Annotated in this window: 20 protein-coding genes and 2 pseudogenes; 14 read left to right on the forward strand and 8 right to left on the reverse strand. The window is 69.5% G+C overall.

What is annotated here, in order from left to right:
- The 5 genes and pseudogenes from ACX9GQ_RS00385 to ACX9GQ_RS00405 all read left to right on the forward strand — a co-directional run.
- Window positions 1–146: pseudogene (locus ACX9GQ_RS00385) on the forward strand (sugar ABC transporter ATP-binding protein); the annotation flags it as partial.
- A gap of 115 nt (window positions 147–261) precedes the next feature.
- Window positions 262–1569 (forward strand): ABC transporter substrate-binding protein, encoded by a 1308-nt coding sequence (locus ACX9GQ_RS00390; RefSeq protein WP_459627544.1) that lies wholly within the window; start codon window positions 262–264, stop codon window positions 1567–1569.
- 85 nt (window positions 1570–1654) lie between these two features.
- Window positions 1655–2626 (forward strand): carbohydrate ABC transporter permease, encoded by a 972-nt coding sequence (locus ACX9GQ_RS00395; RefSeq protein WP_459627545.1) that lies wholly within the window; start codon window positions 1655–1657, stop codon window positions 2624–2626.
- Window positions 2619–3518 (forward strand): carbohydrate ABC transporter permease, encoded by a 900-nt coding sequence (locus tag ACX9GQ_RS00400; RefSeq protein ID WP_459627546.1) that lies wholly within the window; start codon window positions 2619–2621, stop codon window positions 3516–3518. Before ACX9GQ_RS00395 ends, ACX9GQ_RS00400 begins: the two co-directional genes overlap by 8 nt.
- A 5-nt stretch (window positions 3519–3523) precedes the next feature.
- Window positions 3524–4408: an NAD(P)-dependent oxidoreductase gene (locus ACX9GQ_RS00405; RefSeq protein WP_459627547.1), complete on the forward strand. Its 885-nt coding sequence runs from the start codon at window positions 3524–3526 to the stop codon at window positions 4406–4408.
- On the opposite strand, the gene ACX9GQ_RS00410 is transcribed toward ACX9GQ_RS00405, so the two are convergent.
- Window positions 4405–5217, reverse strand: coding sequence for a creatininase family protein (locus ACX9GQ_RS00410; RefSeq protein ID WP_459627548.1), 813 nt, complete (start codon window positions 5215–5217; stop codon window positions 4405–4407). The two genes, ACX9GQ_RS00405 and ACX9GQ_RS00410, sit on opposite strands and share 4 nt — an antisense overlap.
- A gap of 137 nt (window positions 5218–5354) precedes the next feature.
- Between ACX9GQ_RS00410 and ACX9GQ_RS00415 the strand changes: the two genes are divergently transcribed.
- The 4 genes from ACX9GQ_RS00415 to ACX9GQ_RS00430 all read left to right on the forward strand — a co-directional run bounded on the left by ACX9GQ_RS00415 (window position 5355) and on the right by ACX9GQ_RS00430 (window position 9010).
- Window positions 5355–6374, forward strand: a complete 1020-nt coding sequence (locus ACX9GQ_RS00415) for an ABC transporter substrate-binding protein (protein ID WP_459627549.1) — start codon at window positions 5355–5357, stop codon at window positions 6372–6374.
- Complete coding sequence (locus ACX9GQ_RS00420) at window positions 6371–7168, forward strand: ABC transporter ATP-binding protein (RefSeq protein WP_459627550.1); 798 nt, start codon at window positions 6371–6373, stop codon at window positions 7166–7168. The genes ACX9GQ_RS00415 and ACX9GQ_RS00420 overlap by 4 nt, the downstream gene beginning before the upstream one ends.
- Window positions 7165–7941 (forward strand): ABC transporter permease, encoded by a 777-nt coding sequence (locus tag ACX9GQ_RS00425; protein ID WP_459627551.1) that lies wholly within the window; start codon window positions 7165–7167, stop codon window positions 7939–7941. Before ACX9GQ_RS00420 ends, ACX9GQ_RS00425 begins: the two co-directional genes overlap by 4 nt.
- Window positions 7942–8113: 172 nt before the next feature.
- Window positions 8114–9010 (forward strand): DMT family transporter, encoded by an 897-nt coding sequence (locus ACX9GQ_RS00430; RefSeq protein WP_459627552.1) that lies wholly within the window; start codon window positions 8114–8116, stop codon window positions 9008–9010.
- Window positions 9011–9257: 247 nt separating this feature from the next.
- Here the strand turns inward: ACX9GQ_RS00430 and hemN are convergent, their stop codons facing one another.
- Both hemN and ACX9GQ_RS00440 read right to left on the reverse strand, forming a co-directional pair.
- Window positions 9258–10610, reverse strand: coding sequence for an oxygen-independent coproporphyrinogen III oxidase (gene hemN / locus ACX9GQ_RS00435; RefSeq protein WP_459627553.1), 1353 nt, complete (start codon window positions 10608–10610; stop codon window positions 9258–9260).
- A 327-nt stretch (window positions 10611–10937) separates the two neighbouring features.
- A complete protein-coding gene (locus tag ACX9GQ_RS00440; RefSeq protein WP_459627554.1) occupies window positions 10938–11843 on the reverse strand; it encodes an NAD(P)-dependent oxidoreductase in 906 nt (301 codons plus the stop codon).
- Between the two features lie 160 nt (window positions 11844–12003).
- Between ACX9GQ_RS00440 and ACX9GQ_RS00445 the strand changes: the two genes are divergently transcribed.
- Both ACX9GQ_RS00445 and puuE read left to right on the forward strand, forming a co-directional pair.
- Complete coding sequence (locus ACX9GQ_RS00445; RefSeq protein WP_459627555.1) at window positions 12004–13038, forward strand: LacI family DNA-binding transcriptional regulator; 1035 nt, start codon at window positions 12004–12006, stop codon at window positions 13036–13038.
- 79 nt (window positions 13039–13117) lie between these two features.
- Window positions 13118–14014 (forward strand): annotated as a pseudogene (gene puuE, locus ACX9GQ_RS00450) (allantoinase PuuE); the annotation flags it as partial.
- A gap of 216 nt (window positions 14015–14230) precedes the next feature.
- On the opposite strand, the gene ACX9GQ_RS00455 reads toward puuE, so the two are convergent.
- Window positions 14231–15802 carry an OpgD/OpgG family glucan biosynthesis protein gene (locus tag ACX9GQ_RS00455; RefSeq protein ID WP_459627556.1) on the reverse strand — a complete coding sequence of 524 codons (1572 nt, stop codon included), beginning with the start codon at window positions 15800–15802 and terminating at the stop codon, window positions 14231–14233.
- 698 nt (window positions 15803–16500) lie between these two features.
- On the opposite strand from ACX9GQ_RS00455, the gene ACX9GQ_RS00460 reads away from it, so the two are divergent.
- The 3 genes from ACX9GQ_RS00460 (at window position 16501) to ACX9GQ_RS00470 (ending at window position 18965) form a co-directional block, all read left to right on the forward strand.
- Window positions 16501–17631, forward strand: coding sequence for a type III PLP-dependent enzyme (locus ACX9GQ_RS00460; protein ID WP_459627557.1), 1131 nt, complete (start codon window positions 16501–16503; stop codon window positions 17629–17631).
- Window positions 17632–17805: 174 nt separating this feature from the next.
- A complete protein-coding gene (locus ACX9GQ_RS00465) occupies window positions 17806–18375 on the forward strand; it encodes a GNAT family N-acetyltransferase (protein WP_459627558.1) in 570 nt (189 codons plus the stop codon).
- 341 nt (window positions 18376–18716) lie between these two features.
- Window positions 18717–18965 carry a DUF3297 family protein gene (locus ACX9GQ_RS00470; protein ID WP_459627559.1) on the forward strand — a complete coding sequence of 83 codons (249 nt, stop codon included), beginning with the start codon at window positions 18717–18719 and terminating at the stop codon, window positions 18963–18965.
- Between the two features lie 35 nt (window positions 18966–19000).
- On the opposite strand, the gene ACX9GQ_RS00475 is transcribed toward ACX9GQ_RS00470, so the two are convergent.
- From ACX9GQ_RS00475 to ACX9GQ_RS00490, 4 genes are all read right to left on the reverse strand, one after another.
- Window positions 19001–20233 (reverse strand): phenylacetate--CoA ligase family protein, encoded by a 1233-nt coding sequence (locus ACX9GQ_RS00475; protein WP_459627560.1) that lies wholly within the window; start codon window positions 20231–20233, stop codon window positions 19001–19003.
- A 28-nt stretch (window positions 20234–20261) separates the two neighbouring features.
- Complete coding sequence (locus ACX9GQ_RS00480) at window positions 20262–21101, reverse strand: ABC transporter ATP-binding protein (protein ID WP_459627561.1); 840 nt, start codon at window positions 21099–21101, stop codon at window positions 20262–20264.
- A 130-nt stretch (window positions 21102–21231) separates the two neighbouring features.
- Entirely contained in the window at window positions 21232–22563 is a 1332-nt protein-coding gene (locus tag ACX9GQ_RS00485; RefSeq protein WP_459627562.1) for an ABC transporter substrate-binding protein, read from the reverse strand.
- Window positions 22564–22663: 100 nt separating this feature from the next.
- A complete protein-coding gene (locus ACX9GQ_RS00490) occupies window positions 22664–23743 on the reverse strand; it encodes a branched-chain amino acid ABC transporter permease (RefSeq protein ID WP_459627563.1) in 1080 nt (359 codons plus the stop codon).
- Between the last annotated feature and the right edge of the window lie 10 nt (window positions 23744–23753).

Raw genomic sequence — 23753 nt, forward strand, 5'->3', positions numbered from 1 at the left:
AGGTGGTCGCCAAGGTGGGCGGTCAGGAACTGGTCTGCGTCTTCCGCGAGCGAATCACGGCGAAGCCCGGCGAGTCCATCGGCATCGCGCCCGATCCGAATCTCGTGCATCTGTTCGACGGCGAGAGCGGCGCCCGCCTGAACTGAGATCCTCCGCGGGGGCGCCCGGCGAGGCCGGACGCCCCTGCAACGCCTCCGTCCCGGCCTCGAAGCCGGGTCGTTCAAACAGGGCCGGGAGGCCCACTCCAGGGAAGGACATGCCATGACGAACTTCGATCGTCGTTCCGTGATCAAGGCTGGCGCAACGCTGGGCATCGCCGGCGCCACCGGCCTGCTCGACTACGCGAAGGCCTGGGCGCAGGCCTCGCCGTTCAAGCCGGAGGCGAACGCCAAGATCAGCATCCTGCGCTGGAAGCGCTTCGTCGAAGCCGAGGACGCGCAGTTCATGAAGCTGGTCGACGCCTTCTCGAAGGCGACCGGCGTCCAGGTCGCCGTCTCCAACGAGTCCTTCGACGACATCCAGCCGAAGGCGTCCGTCGCGGCCAACACGGGCACCGGCCCCGACATGGTGTGGGGCCTCCACTCGCTGCCGCAGCTCTTCCCCGACAAGTGCCTCGAGGTGGGCGACGTCGCCGACTACCTCGGCAAGAAGTACGGCGGATGGGTGCCTGCCGCGGTGGCGACGGCCCAGCACAAGGGCAAGTGGATCGCGATCCCGGTCGCCTTCAACGGCGGCTACATCAACTATCGCATCTCGATGGTCGAGAAGGCCGGCTTCAAGGCCGTCCCCGGAGATACCGCGGGCTTCCTCGAGCTGATGCGGGCCCTGAAGAAGAACGGCACGCCTGGCGGCTTCGCCCTTGGCCATGCGACGGGCGACGGCAACGGCTGGGTCCACTGGCTGCTCTGGTCGCACGGCTCGTACCTCATCGACAAGGACGAGAAGGTCATCATCAACTCGCCCGAGACCGCCAAGGCGCTGGAGTACGGCAAGCAGCTCTACGAGACCTTCGTGCCCGGCACCGCGTCGTGGAACGACTCGTCGAACAACAAGGCGTTCCTCGCCGGCGAACTGTCGCTGACCGCGAACGGCATCTCGATCTACGCCACGGCCAAGGCGCAGAACATGACCGCCATCGCCGACGACATGAACCACGCGCTGTGGCCGGTCGGCCCGGTCGGCAAGCCGCAGGAGCTGCAGCTGCTGTTCCCGCTCCTCACCTTCAAGTTCACGAAGAACCCGAAGGCCTGCAAGGCGTTCGTGGCCTTCATGATGGAGGCGGAGAACTACAACCCGTGGCTGGAGGCCGCCGCAGGCTACCTGACGGGGCCGCTCAACGCCTTCGACAGCAACCCGGTCTGGACGAAGGACCCGAAGAACACCGTCTTCCGCGACGCCGGCAAGCGCACGCTGCCGGCCAGCGGCATCGGCCCGGTGAGCGAGAAGGCGGCCGCTGCCATCGCCGACTTCATCCTCGTCGACATGGTCGCCAACGTCTGCACGGGCCGCGAGGACGTGAAGGGTGCCATGGCCGTGGCGGAGCGGCAGGCCAAGCGCCTGTTCCGCTGACACTCGCTGAACCGGCCGCGCGGCGCTGCCGCGCGGCCGCGTTCCTCGTCCGCCGCGCGGACGCCCTCTGCCCGGGGTGAGCACGATGACCGACCGAACTGCGGGCAGCCTCGCCGCTGCGGCGCGCCGACCCTCTGCCTACGACCGCCTGCGCGTCAACCGGAACTGGCTCGGGTTCTGGTTCATGGTCCCGGCGGCGCTGATCCTCATCCTGTTCCTCGGCTATCCGCTGGCGAAGGGAGTCTGGCTCTCTTTCACGGACGCCAAGATCGGTCGGGACGGCCAGTGGATCGGGCTGGAGAACTACGAGTGGCTCGGGTTGCCGTGGTGGAAGGACCGCGACGGCATCTTCTGGCTGTCGGTCTTCAACACGCTCGTCTACACGATCGTCGCGTCCATCGTGAAGTTCGTGGTGGGCCTGTACCTTGCGCTGCTGCTCAACCAGCACTTGCCGTTCAAGGCGATCATCCGCTCCATCGTGCTGATCCCCTTCGTGGTGCCGACGGTGCTGTCGGCCATCGCCTTCTGGTGGATCTACGACAGCCAGTTCTCGATCATCTCGTGGTCGCTGCGCCAGATGGGCCTCATCGACCACAACATCAACTTCCTCGGCGACCCCAACAACGCGCGCGCCTCGCTCATCTTCGCCAACATCTGGCGCGGCGTGCCGTTCATCGCCATCACGCTGCTCGCGGGCCTGCAGACCGTGTCGCCCTCGCTCTACGAGGCGGCGACGCTGGACGGCGCGTCGAAGTGGCAGATCTTCCGGCACATCACCTTCCCGCTGCTGACGCCGATCATCGCGGTGGTGATGACCTTCTCGGTGCTCTTCACCTTCACCGACTTCCAGCTCGTCTGGGCGATGACGCGCGGCGGGCCGGTCAACGCCACCCACCTCATGGCGACGCTGTCCTACCAGCGCGCGATCCTGGCCGGAAACCTCGGGGAGGGGGCCGCCATCGCCACGGCGATGGTGCCGTTCCTGCTCTTCGCGATCATGGTGTCGTGGTTCGGGCTGCAGCGCCGCAAGTGGCAGCAGGGAGGCAGCGATGAGTGAGGCCACCGTCCAGGGCCGCGCGACCCTCACCGACACGTCGGAGGGCATGGCCTATCTCGACACGCTGCCGCGGCGGATCGTGACGGTCTACCTGCCCCTCTTCGTCATCATGGCCGTGCTGATCTTCCCGTTCTACTGGATGGTCCTCACGGCCATCAAACCGGACGAGCAGCTGATCGACATGGATACCTACAACCCGTTCTGGGTGGTGGGGCCGACGTTCAAGCACATCAACAAGCTGCTGTTCGAGAGCAACTATCCGCGGTGGCTCTGGAACACGATGTACGTCTCGGTGATCGCGACGCTGCTGTCGCTCTTCGCCAGCGTGCTGGCCGCCTACGCCATCGTTCGCATCCGCTACAGGGGCGCGCAGTGGGTCGGCGCCGCGATCTTCCTCGCCTACCTCGTGCCCCCGTCGATCCTGTTCATCCCGCTGGCGACCATCATCCAGTGGTACGGCCTGTTCGACAGCCCCCTGTCGCTGATCCTCGTCTATCCGACGATCCTGATCCCGTTCTCGACGTGGCTCCTGATGGGCTACTTCAAGACGATCCCCTACGAGCTCGAGGAGTGCGCCCTGATCGACGGTGCCTCGCGGTGGCAGATCCTCACCAAGATCATCCTGCCGCTGGCCGTGCCCGGGCTGATCTCGGCGTCGATCTTCTCGCTCACGCTGTGCTGGAACGAGTTCATCTACGCGCTGACGTTCCTCTCCTCGACCGAGAACAAGACCGTTCCCGTGGCGATCGTCAGCGAGTTCGTGGACGGCGACATCTATCGCTGGGGCTCGCTGATGGCCGGCGCCCTCGTCGGGTCACTGCCCCTCGTCATCCTCTACTCGTTCTTCGTGGAGCATTACGTCTCCGCCATGACGGGCGCCGTGAAGGAGTAAGCACGATGTCCACGCTCGTCGGTTTCGTGGGGCTCGGCGCCATGGGCCTGCCGATGGCGACCAACCTCGCGCGGCGGCAGTTCCGCGTGCGTGGCTTCGACATGCGCCGCGAGGCGATGGACGCGCTCGTGGCCGCAGGCGGCAGCGGCGCCGCTTCCGCCGCCGAGGCGGCGGCCGGGGCCGAGGTGCTGGTCCTCATGGTGGTCAATGCCGCGCAGGCCGAGGACGTGCTGTTCGGCGCCGGCGCGCTCGATGCGCTCGCCGCCGGAGCGAGTGTCGTCCTGATGGCGACCTGCCCTCCCAATGCGGTCGCGGCACTCGCGGGACGGGTGGCTGCGACCGGCCGCGCGCTTGTCGACGCGCCCGTCTCCGGCGGCGTGGTCGGCGCGACGAAGGGTACGCTGACGATCATGGTGGGCGCGCCGAAGGCCCAGGTGGAGCGGGTGCGACCGGTGCTCGACGCGCTCGGCGACAAGGTCTTCCACGTCGGCGAGACACCCGGCCAGGGTGCGGCCGTGAAGACCGTCAATCAGCTGTTGTGCGGCGTGCACATCGCGGCCGCGGCGGAGGGGCTGGCGCTGGCCGAGAAGGCGGGCGTCGACCCGGCCATGGCCTTGCCGATCCTGCAGGGCTCGGCCGCCGGCAGCTGGATGCTGAATGACCGCGGCCCGCGCATGCTGGAGGACCAGCCGCGGGTCACAAGTGCGGTCGACATCTTCGTCAAGGACCTGTCGATCGTGCTCGACGCCGGGCGGGCAGGAAAGGTGGCCACGCCGCTCGCCGCGGTCGCGCACCAGATGTTCCTCGCGGCCTCGGCCCAGGGCCTCGGCCACGAGGACGACAGCCAGGTGATCGAGGTCTACCGGCAGCTCGCGGGGCTGGACGACTAGGTGGTCCCGCCTGCCGCGGCGGAAGGTCTTGCCTGCAGCGAGAACCGCCGGACGTCTTCAACCAGCGCGATGAAGCGTGCTGCCGCGTGGTCGACGAAGGCGCGGCCGATCTCGGCGCTTGCCGCGGAAGCGTCGCCGAGGGCGCCTGCGGGGTGAAGGTCCTGCGCCATCCACGCGAAGCCGGCGGGGCGGGTGGCGCGAAGGACCGAAAAGGCCGCCTCCATCTCCCTGCCGCGCGAGGCAAAATCCGCCGCGCGGTCCATCCGCACGAGGTCGGGGCGGTGGGCCAGCATGATCGATGTCTCGACGAGTCCGCCGTGCCAGTCGTGCTGAAGGTCCACCTCCGCCACGACGCCCGGCGGCGCGCCGAGGCGTGACCACGAGGTGGTGACGGCCACCATCCCGCAGCGGACGCGCAGGGCCTGGGCGACGATCTCCATGGCGGCGCTGTTGCCGCCGTGGGAGCTGACGAGGACGATCCGGCCGCATCCGGCGCGATGCACCGCCTCGCCGAGGGCCGTCCAGGCGGGGATGGCGAGGGTCGGGGTGAGGTTCAGAGTCCCGGGAAACGCGAGATGCTCGTCCGACGCGCCTACGGATTGCACCGGCAGTACCACCAGAGGCAGTTCAGATGGGGCAGTTGCCAGCACCTGTTGCAGATGCGCGTCCATGATGAAGCGATCGACGCCCAGCGGGAGGTGAGGGCCGTGCTGCTCGACGGCGGCGAGGGGGAGCACGGCGACCGCTGCGAAGAGGGCGCCGGAGTCGAGGTCGGAGCGGGAGAGTTCAGTCCAGTGGCGTGGCAGCATCGGCCGTCCGGCAGGGCGCTTCGAGGTCACGGTGCGTCGCAAGGGCGGGTGCCGATGGCGTGCAGGACGCACTATATGGGGAGCGCCGCGCGACGCCGAGCCCTCTTCGGTCCCGCCGCGGCGAGTCGAGGGTCCCGATGCCGCTTCCTGTCGCCGACTGTCTGAAAAACCTTGCCTTCGCAACTTTCGCGCTGGTCGGTTCCGTGACCGCGGCCGCGGCGCTCGACAAGGTGACGTTCGGCACGAACTGGGTGGCGCAGCCCGAGCACGGCGGATTCTACCAGGCTGTGGCCGACGGCACCTATGCCCGCTACGGGCTCGACGTGACGATCGTGCCGGGGGGGCCGCAGGTGAACAACCGCCTGCTGCTGCCGACGGGGAAGATCGACTTCTACATGGGTGGCAACCTGATCCAGGCCTTTTCGGCGGTGGAGCAGGGCATCCCGACTCTCGTCGTCGCGGCGATGTTCCAGAAGGAACCGCAGGTGATCCTCGCCCATCCGGGGCAGAACTTCGAGCGCTTCGAGGATCTCAGGACGGCGACGCTGTTCCTGTCCAAGCAGACCGTGGCGTCCACCTTTCAATGGATGAAGGCGGAGTGGGGGTTCCGGGACGAGCAGGTGAAACCCTACGCGTTCTCGGTGGCGCCGTTCCTGGCGGACAAGCGGTCGGCGCAACAGGGATACGTGACGTCGGAGCCGCTGGCGATCCGCAAGGCGGGCGGCTTCGAGCCGAAGGTCTTCCTGCTCGCCGACTACGGCTTCGACACGTACTCGACGACCATCGAGACGCGCCGGGAGCTCGTCGATCGCAATCCCGACCTCGTCCGGCGGTTCGTCGAGGCCTCCATCGTCGGCTGGTACACGTACCTCTACGGCGACAACACGCGCGGCAACGCGCTGATCAAGCGCGAAAACCCCGACATCACCGACGAGCTCATCGCCTACTCGGTGAAGGCGATGAAGGACTACGGCATCGTCGATTCCGGCGAGACGCTGGAGAAGGGGATCGGGGCGATGAACGACGCCCGTTTCCGCAGCTTCTACGACCGGATGGTGAAATCGGGGGTCGTTAAGCCCGGGCTCGACATCTCCCGCGCGTACACTCTCTCCTTCGTCAACCGCGGCATCGGGCGCGACCTGAGGCCGAAACCGTGAGCGAGGGGGCGGACACTCGGTCCATTCTCGCTCTCTCGAGCGTCGGAAAGAGCTTTCCCGGCGGCGCCGAGGCCCTCTCCGGCGTCTCCCTCACCCTTCGCCCGGGCGAATTCCTGTCGATCCTCGGCCCGTCCGGCTGCGGAAAGACGACGCTGCTGCGGATCATGGCCGGGCTGGACGAGCCTACCGCCGGCACGATCCACGGCATGGTCTCCCCGGCGTCCGCGGCGGACACCGTCCCCATCGGCTATGTCTTCCAGGATCCGACGCTGATGCCGTGGGCGAGCGCGTGGGACAACGTATTCCTGCCCCTGAGGATTGCAGGAGCGGGACGGCAGGCCGCCGCCGACCGCGTCGCGGCGACGCTCGACTTCGTCGGTCTCGCCGGCTTCGCGGATGCCCTCCCGCACCAGCTCTCCGGAGGCATGCGGATGCGCGTTTCGATAGCGCGCGCCTTGGTTACGCAACCCAAGATTTTGCTGATGGACGAGCCCTTCGCGGCGCTCGACGAGATCACCCGGTTCCGGCTGAACGACGACCTGCTGCGCAGCGTCGCCGCCACGGGTTGCACCGTGGTCTTCGTCACGCACTCGGTCTACGAGAGCGTCTACCTGTCCACCCGCATCGCGGTCATGACCCCGCGCCCGGGCCGCATCGCCGCCGAGATTCCTGTCGCCCTGCCGCACGGGCGGGACGCGGCGCTGCGCGGCGATCCACGCTACCTCGCCGCGGTCGCCGCCGTGTCGGGGGCCCTGCATGCGGCGATGGCCGACGAAGCGGAGCGGGCGGCGTGAGCGCGTCCACCCTTCCGCGCGGCGTCGCGGTCGGCTTGCCTGTGGCCGTGCTGGGACTGGCGGTGGCGGGCTGGGAAGCGGCGGTGCGGCTCGCGGGCATCCCGCCCTACGTGCTGCCGGCTCCGTCGGCGGTCCTCGCGGCGCTGTGGACCGACCGGGCGATCCTTCTGCCGGCGCTGGGCGTCACGCTCGGCATCACGGCGCTGGCCTTCGCTTCGGCGCTGGCGGGCGGGCTGCTGCTCGGCATCGCGCTCACCCGCTCGCCCTGGGCAGAGGCGGCCTTCGCGCCGTTCGCCGTGATCCTCCAGGTGACGCCGCTGGTGGCGCTGGCGCCGGTGCTCGTCATCTACGCCGGCACCGAGGGCACTGTGGCGATCAGCGCCTTCCTCGTCGCGTTCTTCCCGGTGCTGGCGGGAACCATGGTGGGGCTGCAGTCGGCGGACCGCGGCCTGCGCGACCTGTTCCGGCTGCACCGGGCGAAACCGTGGCAGCGGCTCCTGTGGCTGGAGCTGCCCACCGCCGTGCCCTTCGTCGTCGCGGGCGTCCGCACTGCGGCCGGCCTGTCGCTGATCGGTGCCGTGGTGGCCGAGTTCGTCGCGGGCACCGGGGGCGCGCGGGCGGGCCTCGCCTACCGGCTGGTCGAGGCGAGCTACCGGCTCAACGTGCCGCGGCTGTTCGCCGCCGCGGTGCTCATCGGGCTTGCGGGGGTCGCCATCTACGGGGCGGTCGGCCTCGTGTCGCGGATGGTCCTGCGGCGGTGGCGGCCGGGCTGACGCTGAACGCGGAGCACCCCCGCACCATACTTTCCCCGCACGGGGGAGGGGAGCCGGATCCCGAGATGTGGCGGGTCCAGCGTCGCGGTGGGTGCATGACGCGGTGCCGAACGCGGGATACCGGGGCGCCGCCGCATGCTTTACGGTGCCGGCGTTTCGGACGGGCGGGTGGATGACGGTAGGGACCACGGTAACGGGTGACGCGGCTGCGCGGCGCGAGCGGCTCATCGGCATCCTGCTGATGTGCAGCGCCGTGCTGTGCTTCTCCGGACTCGACACGACGGCGAAGTTCCTCAGCCGCGAGTTGCCGACGGCGCAGGTGGTTTGGGCGCGCTACTTCGCCAACGTCATGATCGTGCTCGCCGTGCTGAACCCCGTCACCCAACCCGGCGTGCTGCGCTCGTCGCGCCTCGGGCTGCAGATCGTGCGGTCGGCTCTGCTGCTGAGCTCCACGGGGCTGAACTTCATCGCGCTGCGCTACCTGCAACTCGCCGAGACGACGGCCATCACCTTCATGACGCCGCTCCTCGTCGTGCTGCTGGCAGCGCCGATCCTGGGCGAGAAGATCGGCGCGCGGCGGCTGGGGGCGATCGTCGTCGGGTTCGTCGGCGTGCTCGTGGTGACGCGGCCCTTCGTCGGCGGGATGCATCCTGCCGCGCTCTTCTCCGTGCTGGGCTGTTTCGCCTACGCGACCTACGCCATCACCACGCGGATGCTGGCGCACGCAGACAAACCGCAGACGACGCTGGTGTATTCGGGGCTCGCCGGCGTGCTCGTGCTGACGCCGCTGCTGCCTCTGTTCTGGGTCGACCCGCCCTCGTGGCGCACCTGGGCCTTCATGGCTTCGATGGGCGTCTACGCAGCCGTCGGCCACTACTTCCTCATCCTCGCGCACCAGCGGGCCCCGGCAGGCATCCTCTCGCCGTTCATGTACTCGCAGCTGCTGTGGATGGTGGCGCTGGGCTACGTCGTCTTCGGCGACATCCCGGACGCGTTCACGCTCGCGGGCGGGATCATCGTCGTGGCGTCCGGGCTCTATCTGCTGTCGCTGGAACGGCGGCGCGGGTAGGGGTAGTGCAGCCCTTCACCCAAGTCACCCTGCGTGCGTTGGCGCGACCGGCACGCCCCAGCCCCTCCCCATAAGGCGGCGGGCGGTGCAGCCTGACGCGGACGGGACCTGCCGGTGTCCGGCGCGCGTGCCTTTCATCGCCGCGATTCAGTTGAAGGCCTCTGTCGACCTCCCTCCCGCTTGTGGGGAGGGATCGAGGGTGGAGGCCTTCGGTTCGTGGGGAGCGGCCCGGACGCCCGCAGCCCCGTCACACCGCCACGGAGTGCCGGGCAGCGCCCTTGCGCAGGTAGCTGTCGAAGGCGGCGGCGGCGAGGCGCATGAAGGGGCGGCCAGCCGGCGTGAGGCGGAGGCGGCGGCCGTCCAGCACGAGGACGCCGTCGCGCTGCAGCGCCTCGAGGTCCGGGATGGCATCGTCCAGCGCATCGGCATGGCCGTAGCCGGCGTCGGCGGCGGCGCCGAAGTCCACGGCGAAGTCACACATCAGGCGCTCGATCACGCCGGCGCGGACGTGGTCGTCCGGCGAGAAGGCGATGCCCCGCACGATGGGGAGGCGGCCTTCCTCGACGGCGCGGCGCCAGTTGCCGACGTCGGGAGCATTCTGGACGAAGCCCTGCGGCAGCCGGCCAATCGACGAGGCGCCCAAGCCGAGCAGGGCGTCGGCGACGTCGGTCGTGTAGCCCTGGAAGTTGCGGCGCAGCGTGCCCTCGCGGGCGGCGACTGCCATGGGATCGTCCGGACGGGCGAAGTGGTCGAGGCCGATGACCTCGTAACCCTGGGCCAGCAGGGCGCGGGTCGCGGCGTCGGCCTGCTCAAGCCGCTCGCCCGCGCCGGGCAGCGTGGCGGCGTCGATGAGGCGCTGGTGCGTCTTGAACCACGGCACGTGGGCGTAGCCGAAAATCGCCAGCCGCGACGGCGACAGGCTGGCAGCGAGTTCCGCCGTGTGGATGACGTTGGCGACGCTCTGCTTCGGCAGGCCGTACATGAGGTCGAGGTTGATGGCGTCGATGCCCTGCGCGCGCAGAAGGCCGACGCACTGGGCGACGACCTCGAAGGGCTGCACGCGGCCGATGGCCTCCTGCACGTGCAGGTTGAGGTCCTGCACGCCGAGGCTGGCGCGGTTGACGCCCATGCGGGCCAGGCCCTCGACCAGCGCGGCGTCGACCGTACGCGGGTCGAGCTCGATCGCGTGCTCCTCCACGGCGGAGAGGTCGAACCTCTCGCGCAGCCGGCCGACGAGGCGGTTGAGCCGGTCGGGCCCCAGCAGGCTCGGCGTGCCGCCGCCCCAGTGGATGTGGGTGACGCGCCGTGCCGCGGTGGCGCGGGCCAGCCCGTCGATCTCCTGCAGCAGCGTCTCGGTGTACGTGTCCAGCGGGTCGTCGCGGCGGGCGGCCTTGGTGTGGCAGCCGCAATAGGTGCAGATCGAGCGACAGTACGGGACGTGGAGGTACAGCGAGAGGCTCGCGTCCTCCGGCAGCCCGGCCATCCAGCCGGCGGCCACGGCAGCATCGACTTCGGCGTTGAAATGGGGAGCGGTCGGGTAGCTCGTGTAGCGAGGAACCGACTTCTCGGCGAGGACGAGGGGGGACAGGGGAGCGTTCATGCGCGCACTGTCGCGCGCAGGCCCGGACCGTTCGTTGATCAGGATCAAGGAACGGGACGGTGGGTGGGGGCGGTCTTCATCGCGGCGGTCGTGACCCCCACCCCCAACCCCTCCCCACAAGGGGGAGGGGAGCGGTAAGGTGGCGGTGTCGTGAACGGAGCGCTGCCGCAGGCCGTTTCGGCACCAAAGCCGGCAGCGCGTCCGGGAGTTGAAGCGAGCGGGGCGTCGTCCCCCTCCCCCCTTGTGGGGAGGGGCAAGGGGTGGGGGTTTCGCCGGCTCTTCCCGGACGACCTCCGACCGTGCGCGGAAAGGCGGAAGAAGGACCGCTCAGTCCTTCAGGCCGTTGCGGCGTGCGACGGCGGTGGCGAGCATGGGGACGTAGTCGTCGTCGCCGCCGGCGTTGACGGCCAGCGCGTAGCTGCCCTTCACGGCGTTGCCCAGGGCGTTCGCGACCTCCGCGGCGTTGGCCATCGACTCGAGGTAGCGCATGTCCTTGTAGGCGTTGCGCAGCGTGAACTTGTGGGCGTCGCGATCCTGCTCCAGCGTCCACTTCATGAAGGTCTGGTAGAAGCCGCAGTCCATGCGCCCGCCACGGATGACGCTGTCGAAGCGCTGCGGCGTGATGCCCACCTTGCGGGCCAGCGCCAGTGCCTCGGCGTAGAGCGCGCCGTAGCCCATGGCGATGAAGTTGTTGAGGAGCTTCATGCGGTGGCCGTCGCCGGGGCCGCCGATGTGGATGACGCGGCCGGCCCAGGTGTCGAGCACGGGCTTCAGCCGGACGAAGTCGGCGTCCGTCGCGCCGACCATGGTGTCGAGCGTGCCCTCCCACGCCTCCTTGGGCGTGCGCGACAGCGGCGCGTCGACGAGGCTGACGCCGACGGCGGCGAGCTCGGCGGCGAGCGCGGCGGTCGAGGTGGGGTCGGCAGTCGAGCAGTCGACGACGATGGAGCCGGGGGCGAGGCCCTCCTTCAGCCCGCCGGGGCCGCGGATCACGGCCTCGACCTCGGGCGACCCGGTGACGCAGACGAAGACGATGGTGGAGGCGCGGGCGACCTCGGCGGCGGAGGCGGCCTCGCGCGCGCCGCGCTTCACGAGGTCTTCGACGGGGGCGCGGTTGCGGTGGCCGACGATGGTCAGGGGGTAGCCCTTCTCGACGATGTTCTTCGCCATGCCGTGGCCCATGAGGCCTACGCCGACGAAGCCGATCCGCTCTCCCGATGACGCGTTCGTCATGGTCGTCCCTCCCGATGTCGCATTGCCGACTTGGTTTCAATCGATATGATCAAGGGATTAGAGCATGCCGCGTATCGGGGAAAGCCCACCGCAAAGGGGACCGGCGCAGCGGCGTGCCGGTCGCCGGGCCGCACCGGCGCGGCAAGGGGAGGCGACGGGGGTGGGGATCGAGCAGGGGCGCGTGACGCTGCAGGTGATCGCCGATCGCCTCGACGTCTCCACCGCGACGGTGTCGCTGGCCCTGCGCGGCAGCCCGGTCGTCGCCGATGCCACCCGCGAGCGGGTCCAGGCGCTCGCGCGCGAGCTGGGCTACATCTACAACCGCAGCGCCGCCAGCCTGCGCACCGCGCGCACCAACATGATCGCGGTGGGCTTCCACGACATCACCAACCCCTATTTCGCCGAGTTGCTCTCGGCCATCGAGGACGCCGCCTCCGAGGCGGGCAAGACGATCCTGCTCGGCACCTACGGCGAAAGCCTGCCGCGGCAGGAGCGGGTGCTCGGCTCGCTGCGCGAGTACCGCCCCGACGGCATGATCCTGTGCGCCGCCGGCGGCACGGGGCACGAGACGGTGGAGCACTTCCTCGCCGCGCGCATCCCGGTGGTGCAACTGTCGCGACTCGTGGAAGGGCTCGACCTGGACTTCGTCGGCGCCGACGACCGAAAAGGTGCGGAGGGCGCGGTGGCGCACCTGCATGGGCTCGGCCACCGGCGCATCGCCATGATCGGCGGGACGGACCTCACCTCGACCGGCCGCAACCGGCGGCAGGGCTACCGCGACGGGCTCGCACGGCACGGGCTGGCGTTCGATCCGGCGCTGGTGGTGGACGGCTTCGGCACGCGCGAGACGGGGCTGCGCGGGATCCTGGAACTGCTCGACCGGCCGGATCCGCCGACGGCGGCGCTGTGCTTCAACGACCTCATTGCCTTCGGCGCCATGCTGGGCCTGCGCCACCGTGGGCTGGAGGCGGGGCCGGCGTTCTCGATCGTCGGCTGCGACGACGTGAAGGAGGCGGCGCTGTGGTACCCCGCGCTGACCACCATCCACAACCGCCAGGACGAGATGGGCCGCGGCGCCGCCGAGGTGCTGGTCGCGCGCATCGAGGACCCGTCCCGGCCGACGCGCCGGATCCTGCTGGAGCCGCGGCTCGTGGTGCGCGGCACGACCGCCCCGCCCGCCGCGCGGACGCGCTGAAGTCGGCGCGCCCGGGGGCCTTGCCAGCGGCAGCGGGGCCGTGTTCCCTCCGGGGGACGCCACCCGCCCGGAGCTTCCGATGACCGACTATCCCCGCGACATGACCGGCTACGGCCGCTCGACGCCCGATCCGCGCTGGCCGGGGGGCGCGCATGTCTGCGTGCAGTTCGTCATCAACTACGAGGAGGGCGGCGAGAACAACGTCCTGCACGGCGACGCCGCGTCCGAGGCGTTCCTGTCCGAGATCGTCGGCGCGCAGGCCTGGCCGGGACAGCGGCACTGGAACATGGAGTCGATCTACGAGTACGGCGCGCGCGCCGGCTTCTGGCGGCTGTGGCGCATGTTCACCCGCCGCGCCATGCCGGTGACGGTGTACGGCGTCGCCACCGCGCTGATGCGCGGGCGCGAGCAGGTCGCCGCCATGCAGGAAGCCGGCTGGGAGATCGCGTCGCACGGCTACAAGTGGATCGAGTACAAGGACATGCCGGAGGAGGAGGAGCGCCGCCACCTCTCCGAGGCGATCCGCATCCATGCCGAGGTCACGGGCACTCGGCCGACCGGCTGGTACCTCGGCCGCTGTTCCATGAACACGACCCGGCTGGTGATGGAGGAGGGCGGCTTCGCCTACTCGTCCGACAGCTATGCCGACGACCTGCCCTACTGGGTGCAGGGGCCGAAGGGCCCGCACCTGATCGTCCCCTACACGCTCGACGCCAACGACATGCGCTTCGCCACGCCGCAGGGGTTCAACAGCGGCGACCAGTTCTTCAGCTACCTGAAGGACACGTTCGACGTGCTGTGGCGCGAGGGCGCCGAGGGGGTGCCGAAGATGTTCAACGTCGGCCTGCACTGCCGGCTCGTCGGCCGCCCCGGCCGCGCCGCCGCGCTGGAGCGGTTCCTCGACTACGTGCAGTCGCACGACAAGGTGTGGGTGGCGCGGCGCATCGACATCGCCGACCACTGGCGCGCCGTGCACCCCGCGGGGTGAGGCAGGCGGCAGGGCGGCGGAATCCTTCGGGTCGACTCTTCGCGCCCCCAGCGGGCCCCCACCACCAATCCCTCTCCACGAGGGGGAGCGGAGCGGACAGCGCGAGGCTGCGACGCGTCCGGACATGCGCCGAAGACGGGCCTCCCCTCCCCCTCATGGGGAGAGGCAGGGATGGGGTTAGGGACGCCGGATCGACGCCCCGCCTCACTCCGCCTTCCAGGGGAAGGTCCACGTCTCCGTGAGGGCGCGGTTCCCGGCCTTGAGGAAGGCGCGGATGTCCGTGGACTGGCCCTTCTCCAGCGCCACGTCGATGGCGGCGCGGAAGCCCTCGGTCTTGGGATTGGGCGTGAGCCAGGTGCGGACGATGCGGCCATTGGAGACGGACGGCACGATCTGCACCTTCTCCGGATCGCCGAGATAGTAGGCGAGGTCGCCGCCGGAGAAGTCGATGATGAAGCGGCGCGTGTTGGGCGGCGGCTGCTCGGCGGAGCCGAGCGCACGGGGCGAGGTCTGCCACGTGTTCAGGGCCGCGCCGCCGGGGTGCAGCTCGAAGTCCTTGGTGACCGCGCTGATGCGGTAGCGCCAGACGAGGTTCTGCCCCGGCTCGGGGACGGCCTTCGGCGTCCAGTACGCCACGATGTTGTCGTTGGTCTCGTCGCCTGTGGGGATCTCGACGAGGTCGATGCGGCCCTCGCCCCAGTTGTCGCGCGGCTCCACCCAGTAGCTCGGCCGCAGCTCGTAGCCGAGATCGAGGTCCTGGTAGTGCTCGAAGGTGCGGTCGCGCTGCATGAGGCCGAAGCCGCGCGGGTTGGTGTCGAGGAAGCTCGACACGCTGATCTCGCGCGTGTTGCGCAGCGGGCGCCAGATCCACTCGCCGGCGCCGGTGTGCATCAGCAGTCCGTCGCTGTCGTGCAACTCGGGGCGGAAGTCGTCGAAGAAGCGGCGGTCGTTCTCGCCGACGTAGAACATCGAGGTGAGCGGCGCGATGCCGATGCGCGGCACCGGCCGCCGCGGGACGATGGTGGCGGTGACATCGACGACCGTCTGCGTCGCCGGGTAGACGAAGAACTGGAAGGCGCCCGTCAGTGAGGCGGAGTCCATCAGCGCGTAGACGACGGCGCGGTCGGCGTCGGCGCCCGGCGCCTCGATCCAGAACTCCTTGAAGATCGGGAATTCCTCGGTCTCCTTGGCGCCCACGCCGATGGCGAGGCCGCGAGCGGAGAGGCCGTAGCGCTGGCCGCGGCCGAGGAAGCGGAAGTAGCTCGCGCCGAGGAACGAGATCAGCTCGTCCTGCACCTTGGGATCGTTGAGCGGGTAATGCAGGCGAAAGCCGGCGAAGCCGAGGTTGACCGGCAGCGCCCGGTCGAACTTGTTGCGGCCGTAGTCGAACAGCGAGGCCGAGTAGGGCACCGGCGTCGGGATGCCGTCGCGGATCAGGTTCACCGTCACCGTGCGGGTGAACAGGAAGCCCGGATGGAACATCTGCATCCGGTAGGCGCCGCCGTTCTGGCCGAGCAGCGCCTTGTCCGGACGGAAGCGGATGTCGCGGTAGCTGTCATAGTCGAGCTTGCCCAGCGCGTCCGGCAGCGCCGGCACCGTCGCGTCGTAGGGCAGGGCCGCGAGGTCGCGGGCGCGTCGGACGACGTCATCGTAGCCGAATCGGGTCGGAGCCCCGGCGGCTGGCGCCGGTTGGGTCTGGGCAAAGGCCGGAGAAGCCAGGATGGCGGCGGAGAGGCTCCCGAGGCTCTCGATGAAGCTGCGGCGGGACAGGCGCATGGGGACGGTCTCGGCGGATGGAGGCGGAGGCGTTGCGGGAGGCGATTCGAGCAGGCGGCGGGCCTTTGCCACCGTACCGTCCGGCAGCGCCCGGGGCGCGGCGCGAGGACGAGGCGGTTCGGCCCGTGTTCCACCCGGTTATCAGAGACTTAGAGACGATGTTAGTCATTTTCGAGAGACGCTGAAAAAACGCTTGAATGCGACAGGCAACGCGCCTATCTCTCCCTCGCCCAATTTCGCACGTGCCTGTGGTCGCGTGCTGGTCGGTGGGCATCCGGACAAGAGGCCGGACAGCCGCCCGGGACAGGATCGGGACCAATGGGGTGGGAACCCCGCTGGCGATGATCCCGGCAGCAATGCCGCGTTCCGAACCCTGACCAGCAGCCGGAGGCGAAACCGGCGTACCCTGCTCTCCCCAGGGGACGCGACTTAAAGCAACGACGGAGCGGGCTTTTTTGGTCTCGTCCGGCCCTCCAAAGGCCGGGTCACCGAAGAGGCTTGTCCTTCTTGCCAGGCGTGCGGAGCGGGATCTTCCCGGTCCAATCCAAGGCAGTTCATCGCGGGTGACCTCACCCGGCATCGGCGTCTCCATCGCGCCGTGCCGCGGGACCGTCGCCCGGGTTCGACTCACCGGCGGCGCGAGCCGTCGACCTTGGCCATGCGGCGCCAGCCGCAACTTGATCCCGGGAGGACGTGCCATGACCGCACGCATCCGCGAATTCCTGCGCAACCGACGCGAGGACGGCCCCTGCATGGTCCTCGACCTCGATGTCGTGCGCGACAACTACAACGCCTTCGCCCGGGCGCTGCCGGACACGCGCGTGTTCTACGCCGTGAAGGCGAACCCGGCGCCGGAGGTGCTGCACCTCCTGGCCACGCTCGGCTCCTGCTTCGACACCGCCTCGGTCGCCGAGATCGAGATGGCGCTCGCGGCCGGCGCCACGGCGGAGCGCATCTCCTTCGGCAACACCATCAAGAAGGAGCGCGACATCGCGCGCGCCTTCGCGCTGGGCGTCCGCCTCTTCGCCGTCGACTGCACGGCGGAGGTCGAGAAGGTGGCGCGCGCGGCTCCGGGCTCGAAGGTGTTCTGCCGGATCCTGTGCGACGGCGCGGGTGCCGAGTGGCCCCTGTCGCGCAAGTTCGGCTGCGTGCCGGAGATGGCCACGGACGTGCTGGAGCACGCCCATCGGCTCGGCCTCGAGGCCTATGGCGTTTCGTTCCACGTCGGTTCGCAGCAGTGCAACACCGGGGCGTGGGACCAGGCGCTGGCTTCGGCGTCGGCGATCTTCCGCGAGTGCGCGGAGCGGGGCATCCGCCTGTCGATGGTCAACCTCGGCGGCGGCTTCCCGACGAAGTACCTGAAGAAGATTCCCGGGGTCCAGTCCTACGGGAACGCCATCTTCCAGGCGCTCTCCAAGCACTTCGGCAACCGCCTGCCGGAAACGATCATCGAGCCCGGTCGCGGGATGGTCGGCAATGCCGGCGTCATCGAGGCCGAGGTCGTGCTCGTGTCCAAGAAGGCGGAGACCGACGACGTGCGCTGGGTCTATCTCGACATCGGCAAGTTTGGCGGTCTCGCCGAGACGATGGACGAGGCGATCCGCTACCCGATCCGCACCGAGCACGACGGGGACGACAAGGTCCCCTGCGTGCTCGCCGGGCCGACCTGTGACTCGGCGGACGTCATGTACGAGAAGACCCCGTACTGGCTGCCGGTGAGCCTCGAGATTGGCGACAAGGTGCTGATCGAAGGCACGGGCGCGTACACGACGACCTACTCGGCCGTCGCCTTCAACGGATTCCCGCCGCTGCGATCCTATGTGATCTGACGCGGCGGGCTCCGGCCCACCCGGCGATCCATCGCCTGACGGCTCCAGGCTGGCGACAGCGCAAGGCCCGGCGCGCACCTTCCCGCGCCCTCCACCGGACCCCCGGGTCCGGCTCCCCACCCTGACGGATCGGGACCCCGCCGGCGAAGAGCCCGGCGGAGACGGAGCACGGCCATGAAAGAGATCATCATCCGCACCGAGACGACGGCCGACATGCCGGCGCGCGAGGCCCTCCTCGACGCGGCGTTCGGGCCCGCCCGCTTCCTCAAGACCTGCGAGCGGCTGCGCGAGGGCCGGCTGCCGGCGTTCGCGCTGAGCGCCGAGGACGAGGCCGGCCGCCTCGTCGGGACGGTCCGGCTGTGGCCGGTCGCGGCCGGGCCGGGCCGCCCGGCGCTGATGCTCGGCCCGCTGGCGGTCGACGCGGCGGCGCGCGAGCGCGGCATCGGCGCCTCGCTGATGCGCGCCGGGCTGAACCGCGCCGCGGGGGCGGGCCACGGCGCCGTGCTGCTGGTCGGCGACGCGCCCTACTACGCCCGGTTCGGTTTCTCGGCCGACCTCACGGAGGGCCTGTGGATGCCGGGGCCGGTGGAGCGCGAGCGCTTCCTCGGGCTGGAACTGCAGGCCGGCGCGCTGGCCGGGGCCCGCGGCTTCGTCAGCCCCACCGGCATGGCTGCGCCACGGCCCGACCTCGCCGCCCTCGTCGCCGCGGCCCGCACCGAGCGCGACGTGGCGATTGCGGCGTGACTAGGCAAGTCCTGCCGGAACACAGCGGAGGCCTGTCGCCAGCAGACCCGCATTGCGCACTAGAGGCACGATCGGCCTCCCTCCCCCTTGTGGGGAGGGATTGAGGGTGGGGGTGTCGGGAAGCCAGAGACCGTTTTTCGCGGAAGCTCGGCCAAGCGAACCGTCGATCTGCAGAGACCCCCACCCCTGCCCCTCCCCACAAGGGGGAGGGGAAGCGTCCTTGCTCCTGTCCCGCAGCACGTTCCGCTCCAAACAAGAGGCCGCGTCGACAGCGCGGCGGATTGCGATCCTGCCACGATCCGCTCTATGTCTGCGCCAGACCCCGTGATCCAGAGCGACCGATGACCGATTCCCCGCCCGACCGCCTCTCCGCCAACCCGACGAGCCCGTTCTACGACGAGGCGCTGCTGGAGCGCGGAATCGGCGTGCGCTTCAAGGGCGTGGAGAAGACCAACGTCGACGAGTACTGCGTCAGCGAGGGCTGGATCCGGGTGCAGGCCGGCACGGCCAAGGACCGGCGCGGCAACCCGATGACGATCCTGCTCAAGGGACCGGTCGAAGTCTGGTTCAAGGACGCCGAAGGCGGCTGAGGCCCGGCGGGGGCGGTGCCCCGCGGGCCTGGACCTCATCCGACCGGGCGCTCGTCGGCAATGACCTTGCCGTCGTTGGGCAGGCTGCCAGGGGCGACGAGCTCGATGCGTCCCTTGAGCTTGGTGACGGCCTGCAGCGTCTCACCGAGCGCGGCGACGAAGGCGTCCGAGCACGTCGTCGTCTCGGCGCGCAGCGTCATCTGGTCCTGCTCGTCGGCGCGCGTCACCACGAGGCGGAGCTTCGCCACCTCCGGGTGGCGGCGGGCCACCTCGGCGACCTGCTCGGGCCGCACGAACATGCCCTTCACCTTCGCCGTCTGGTCCGCGCGGCCCATCCAGCCCCGGATGCGCATGTTGGTGCGGCCGCAGGGCGAGGGCCCTTCCATCACCGCCGACAGGTCGCCGAGCGCCAGCCGGATGACAGGGTGGTGCGGATCGAGTGTCGTGACGACGATCTCGCCGACCTCGCCCGGCGCTACCGGGTCACCGGTGCCCGGGCGCACGATCTCGAGGATCGTGTCCTCGCTGACGACGAGGCCGTCGCGCGCCGGCGTCTCGTAGGCGATCACGCCGACGTCGGCGGTCGCGTAGGCCTGGTAGGCGGCGACGCCGCGCGAGGCCAGTTCGTCGCGCAGCGAGGCGGGGAAGGCGGCGCCGGAGACCAGCGCCTTGCGGATGCTCGACGCGTCGCGGCCGACCTCCTTCGCCTTGTCGAGGATGATCTTGAGGAAGTCCGGCGTGCCGGCGTAGCCGACCGGTCGCAGGTGGGCGATGACGTCGAGCTGCTGCTCGGTGTTGCCCGGCCCCGCCGGGATCACCGGGCAGCCCAGCGCGCGGCCGCCGCCATCCATGATGAAGCCGCCGGGCGTGAGGTGGTAGCTGAAGGTATTCAGCAGCACGTCGCCGCGCCGGAAGCCGGCGGCAAAGAGGGCGCGCGCCGCCTGCCACGGGTCGTCGTGGCGGCACTCCGGCTCGAAGATCGGCCCGGGGGAGGTGAACAGCCGCCCGAACGAGTCCAGCGGCGAGGAGATGAAGCCGGCGAAGGGCGGGTCCGCCTTCTGCAGGCCCGGGAGGTCCGCCTTGCGCAGGACCGGAAGGCGGGCCAGCGCGGCTCGCGAGGTCACGGTGGCGGGGTCGACGGCGCCGAGGTGGCGGGCCCAGCCGGGCGCCGCGAGGGCCTTGGCGAGGACGGCCGGCAGGCGGCCGAAGAGGTCGGCCTCCCGCTCGGCCGGGGCGCGGGTCTCGCGGGCGTCGTGGTGCTCTGTCATGGTCGGCCTTCGGACGTTCTGGAGCGGGTCAGGCCAACCAGCGCTTGCGGCGCTTGTAGCTCTTCACCTCGCGGAAGCTCTTGCGGTCGTCGCCGGCGACGCCGAGGTAGAATTCCTTGACGTCCTCGTTTTCGCGCAGGCTGTCGGCGGCGCCGTCCATCACCACGCGCCCGGTCTCCAGGATGTAGCCGTAGGTGGCGTATCGCAGGGCGATGTTGGTGTTCTGCTCGGCGAGCAGGAAGGACACGCCCTCGTTGGCGTTGAGCTTGCGGACGATCTCGAAGATTTCCTCCACCACCTGCGGAGCAAGGCCCATTGACGGCTCGTCGAGGAGGATCATGCGCGGCTTCGACATCATGGCGCGGCCGATGGCGCACATCTGCTGCTCGCCGCCGGAGGTGTAGCCGGCCATCGACCCGCGACGCTGCCGCAGCCGCGGGAAGTACTCGTAGATCGCCTCGAGGTCGCGCTTGATGGCGGCGTTGCCGTCGCGACGGGTGAAGGCGCCGGTGAGCAGGTTTTCCTCGATGGTGAGGTGACCGAAGCAGTGGCGGCCCTCCATCACCTGGATGCAGCCGCGCTTGACCAGTTCGTTGGGCGACATGCGGTCGACGCGCGTGCCCTCGAACTCGATCGAGCCCTTGGTGACCTCGCCGCGCTCCGCGCGCAGCAGGTTGGAGATGGCCTTCAGCGTCGTGGTCTTGCCGGCGCCGTTGGCGCCGAGGATCGCCACGATGCCGCCGCGCGGCACCGTCAGCGACACGCCCTTCAGCACGAGGATGACGTGGTCGTACACCACCTCGATGTTGTTGACCGAGAGGATGGTGTCGGTTCCCGCCGCCGTCGCGGCCACGGCCGAAGCGCTCATGCTGGCTCCATGGGTTGGTGCGGTGCCCGGTTGACGGGCACTCCGGGCGGTGCCGCGCCACCCCCACCCCCGGCCCCTCCCCACAAGGGGGAGGGGTGAGGGTCGAGGGGAGGCGGGAGAGGTCCGGGCCTTACGAGCCCTTCTCGCAGGCCTCGGTGCGCTGCGGCCAGCCGGCGTTCGACTTGGCGTAGTCGGTCGCAGCGGCCTCCAGCAGCGGACGCACCTTGTCCTTCATCGGGGCGAACCACTCGGAGCCCTTCACGTACTTGGTGCCGTCCCATTGGGCGACGTAGACGTTGTTGTGCCCGTTGTGGTCGTCGCAGGTGATCTTCACGGGGGCGGCGAAGCCCTCCATGCCGAGTTCCTTGAGACGGGCCTCGGTGATGTTGAGCGCCTCGAAGCCGCGCCGCACGTCCTCGCCGGTCACCGCCTTCTTTCCGGTGATCTTCTGCGCCGTGCGGATGGCCTCGGCGATCAGCATCGAGTTGTAGACGCCGCGGTTGTAGAGGTTCTCGCCGATCTTCTCCTTCGGCGCGGTGCTCTTCCCCTTGTCGGCGACGTTCTTGATGATGTCCTGGATCACGGGGAAGTTGGCGCCCGCGGCATGGAAGTTAAGGCTCTTGTAGCCCTTGGCGCCCTCGCCGCCCGCGCGGGCGTCGTCGTCGCCGCCGGCCCACCAGACGCCGACCAGCTTCTCCATCGGGTAGTTGTTCTTCACCGCTTCCTTGACGGCCGTCGGGTTCATCGCACCCCAGCCCTGGTTGTAGATCCAGTCCGGGCGGTCACGACGGATGGCGAGCCAGGTGGAACCCTGGTTCTGCATGTCCGCCGCGGCGATGGGGTAGAGCTTCAGCTCGAAGCCGTACTCCTTGGAGAGGTTCTCGAGCAGCGCGATCGGCTCCTTGCCGAAGGGCGCGTCCAGGTGGATGAGGCCGATCTTCTTGCCCTTCAGCTTGTCGAGCCCACCCTCTTTGTCGGCGACGTGCTTGATGAAGGCCGAGGCGCCGTCCCAGTAGGTGACCGGCGGGTTGAATATCCACGGGAACACGTTGCCCACCGCCGAGGCGGAAAGGCCATAGGCCATCGACAGGACCGGAATCTTGTCGACCGAGGCCTTGGGGATCAGCTGCAGGGTGATGCCGGTCGAGTAGGGGTTCACCACGACCGGGTTCTTGCCCTTCAGCGACTCGTAGCACTCGACGCCCTTCTTGGTGTCGTAGCCGGTCTCGCATTCCTCGATCACGAGACGCGCGCCGCCGATGCCGCCGTCGCGCTCGTTGAGCATGCGCAGGTAGTCGCCCATGCCGTCGGCGATCGGGATGCCCGAGCCGGCGAAGGGGCCGGTGCGGTAGGTGAGCAGCGGCACGAAGATCTGGTCCTGCGCCGAGGCCGGCGCCACGGCGACGGTGCCGGCGGTCATCACGGCCGCAACCGTGCCGAGCATGAGTGAGCGAAGTGTCATTCGTCGTCCTCCCAGGATGTCCGCGCCCCTTGGGGGCTTGCGGAGCACAGTGACCGGACGGACCGACCCGGCCCGCCCGCCGTTTCGAACCTCGGCCGTCCTAGTAGGGGAACGGCCAGATGCGCAGTTTCTGCTTCCCGATCTGCCAGAGCCGCGCGAGGCCGTGCGGCTCCACGATCAGGAAGAAGATGATGAGCGAGCCCACCATCAGGAAGGTCAGGTGCTCGGCCGTGGCGCCGGCGAGCGGGATGCCGATGGCCGGCAGGCCGAACTTCAGGATGGTCGGCAGCATGGAGATGAAGGCGGCGCCGAAGAACGAGCCGATGAGGCTGCCCAGCCCGCCGATGATCACCATGAAGAGGATGTTGAAGCTCTGGTTGATGTTGAAGGCGTCGTTGGCCTCGCCGCCGCCGTACCAGAGGAACATCATCACCGCGCCGGCGACGCCGCAGTAGAACGACGACACGGCGAAGGCGAGAAGCTTGGTCGGCAGGAGCTTGATGCCCATCAGCTCGGCGGCGATGTCCATGTCGCGCACCGCCATCCACGAGCGGCCGACGCGGCCGTGGACGAGGTTCGAGGCGAACCAGGTGAGCACCACCACGATGGAGAGCAGCACGAGGTAGCGCGTTTCGACCGTCGCGTTGGCGCCCGTGATGGGCATTCCGAACAGGGTCCGCTGCGGCACCTCGATCGCGCCCGACGCGTTGTAGTTGTAGAGCCAAGGGATGCGGACGAAGCACCACTGCAGGAAGAACTGCGCGGCGAGCGTCGCCACGGCGAGGTAGAAGCCCTTGATGCGCAGGCTCGGCAGGCCGAAGAGCACGCCCACGGCGGCCGACACGAAGCCCGAGGCGACGATCCAGATGATGACGTTCACGCCCGGGAAGATCGTCGTCAGCTTGTAGCAGGCGTAGGCGCCCACGCCCATGAAGGCGCCCGTGCCGAGCGAGATCAGGCCGGTGTAGCCGGTGAGGATGTTGAGCCCGATCGCCGCCAGCGAGAAGACGAGCATCGGGATCATCACGCTCGACAGCAGGAACTCGTTGCCGAACAGCGGGATTCCGACGAAGGCGATCAGCAGGATGACGGCGATGCCGATCCGGTCCTGCAGGATCGGGAAGACCGCCATGTCGGCGGCGTAGCTCGTCTTGTACTGGCCTGCTTCCCTGTAGAACACGTGCGCCGTT

Source organism: Alsobacter sp. R-9, from assembly GCF_054612375.1.

Coding starts and splice junctions, on each gene's coding strand:
- ACX9GQ_RS00455 (WP_459627556.1), bottom strand. CDS start 15,802: ATGCGCCTGTCCCGCCGCAGCTTCATCGAGAGCCTCGGGAGCCTCTCC.
- ACX9GQ_RS00475 (WP_459627560.1), bottom strand. CDS start 20,233: ATGACAGAGCACCACGACGCCCGCGAGACCCGCGCCCCGGCCGAGCGG.
- ACX9GQ_RS00460 (WP_459627557.1), top strand. CDS start 16,501: ATGACCGCACGCATCCGCGAATTCCTGCGCAACCGACGCGAGGACGGC.
- ACX9GQ_RS00440 (WP_459627554.1), bottom strand. CDS start 11,843: ATGACGAACGCGTCATCGGGAGAGCGGATCGGCTTCGTCGGCGTAGGC.
- ACX9GQ_RS00480 (WP_459627561.1), bottom strand. CDS start 21,101: ATGAGCGCTTCGGCCGTGGCCGCGACGGCGGCGGGAACCGACACCATC.
- ACX9GQ_RS00430 (WP_459627552.1), top strand. CDS start 8,114: ATGACGGTAGGGACCACGGTAACGGGTGACGCGGCTGCGCGGCGCGAG.
- ACX9GQ_RS00410 (WP_459627548.1), bottom strand. CDS start 5,217: ATGCTGCCACGCCACTGGACTGAACTCTCCCGCTCCGACCTCGACTCC.
- ACX9GQ_RS00400 (WP_459627546.1), top strand. CDS start 2,619: ATGAGTGAGGCCACCGTCCAGGGCCGCGCGACCCTCACCGACACGTCG.
- ACX9GQ_RS00390 (WP_459627544.1), top strand. CDS start 262: ATGACGAACTTCGATCGTCGTTCCGTGATCAAGGCTGGCGCAACGCTG.
- ACX9GQ_RS00485 (WP_459627562.1), bottom strand. CDS start 22,563: ATGACACTTCGCTCACTCATGCTCGGCACGGTTGCGGCCGTGATGACC.
- ACX9GQ_RS00415 (WP_459627549.1), top strand. CDS start 5,355: ATGCCGCTTCCTGTCGCCGACTGTCTGAAAAACCTTGCCTTCGCAACT.
- ACX9GQ_RS00405 (WP_459627547.1), top strand. CDS start 3,524: ATGTCCACGCTCGTCGGTTTCGTGGGGCTCGGCGCCATGGGCCTGCCG.
- hemN (WP_459627553.1), bottom strand. CDS start 10,610: ATGAACGCTCCCCTGTCCCCCCTCGTCCTCGCCGAGAAGTCGGTTCCT.
- ACX9GQ_RS00470 (WP_459627559.1), top strand. CDS start 18,717: ATGACCGATTCCCCGCCCGACCGCCTCTCCGCCAACCCGACGAGCCCG.
- ACX9GQ_RS00395 (WP_459627545.1), top strand. CDS start 1,655: ATGACCGACCGAACTGCGGGCAGCCTCGCCGCTGCGGCGCGCCGACCC.
- ACX9GQ_RS00465 (WP_459627558.1), top strand. CDS start 17,806: ATGAAAGAGATCATCATCCGCACCGAGACGACGGCCGACATGCCGGCG.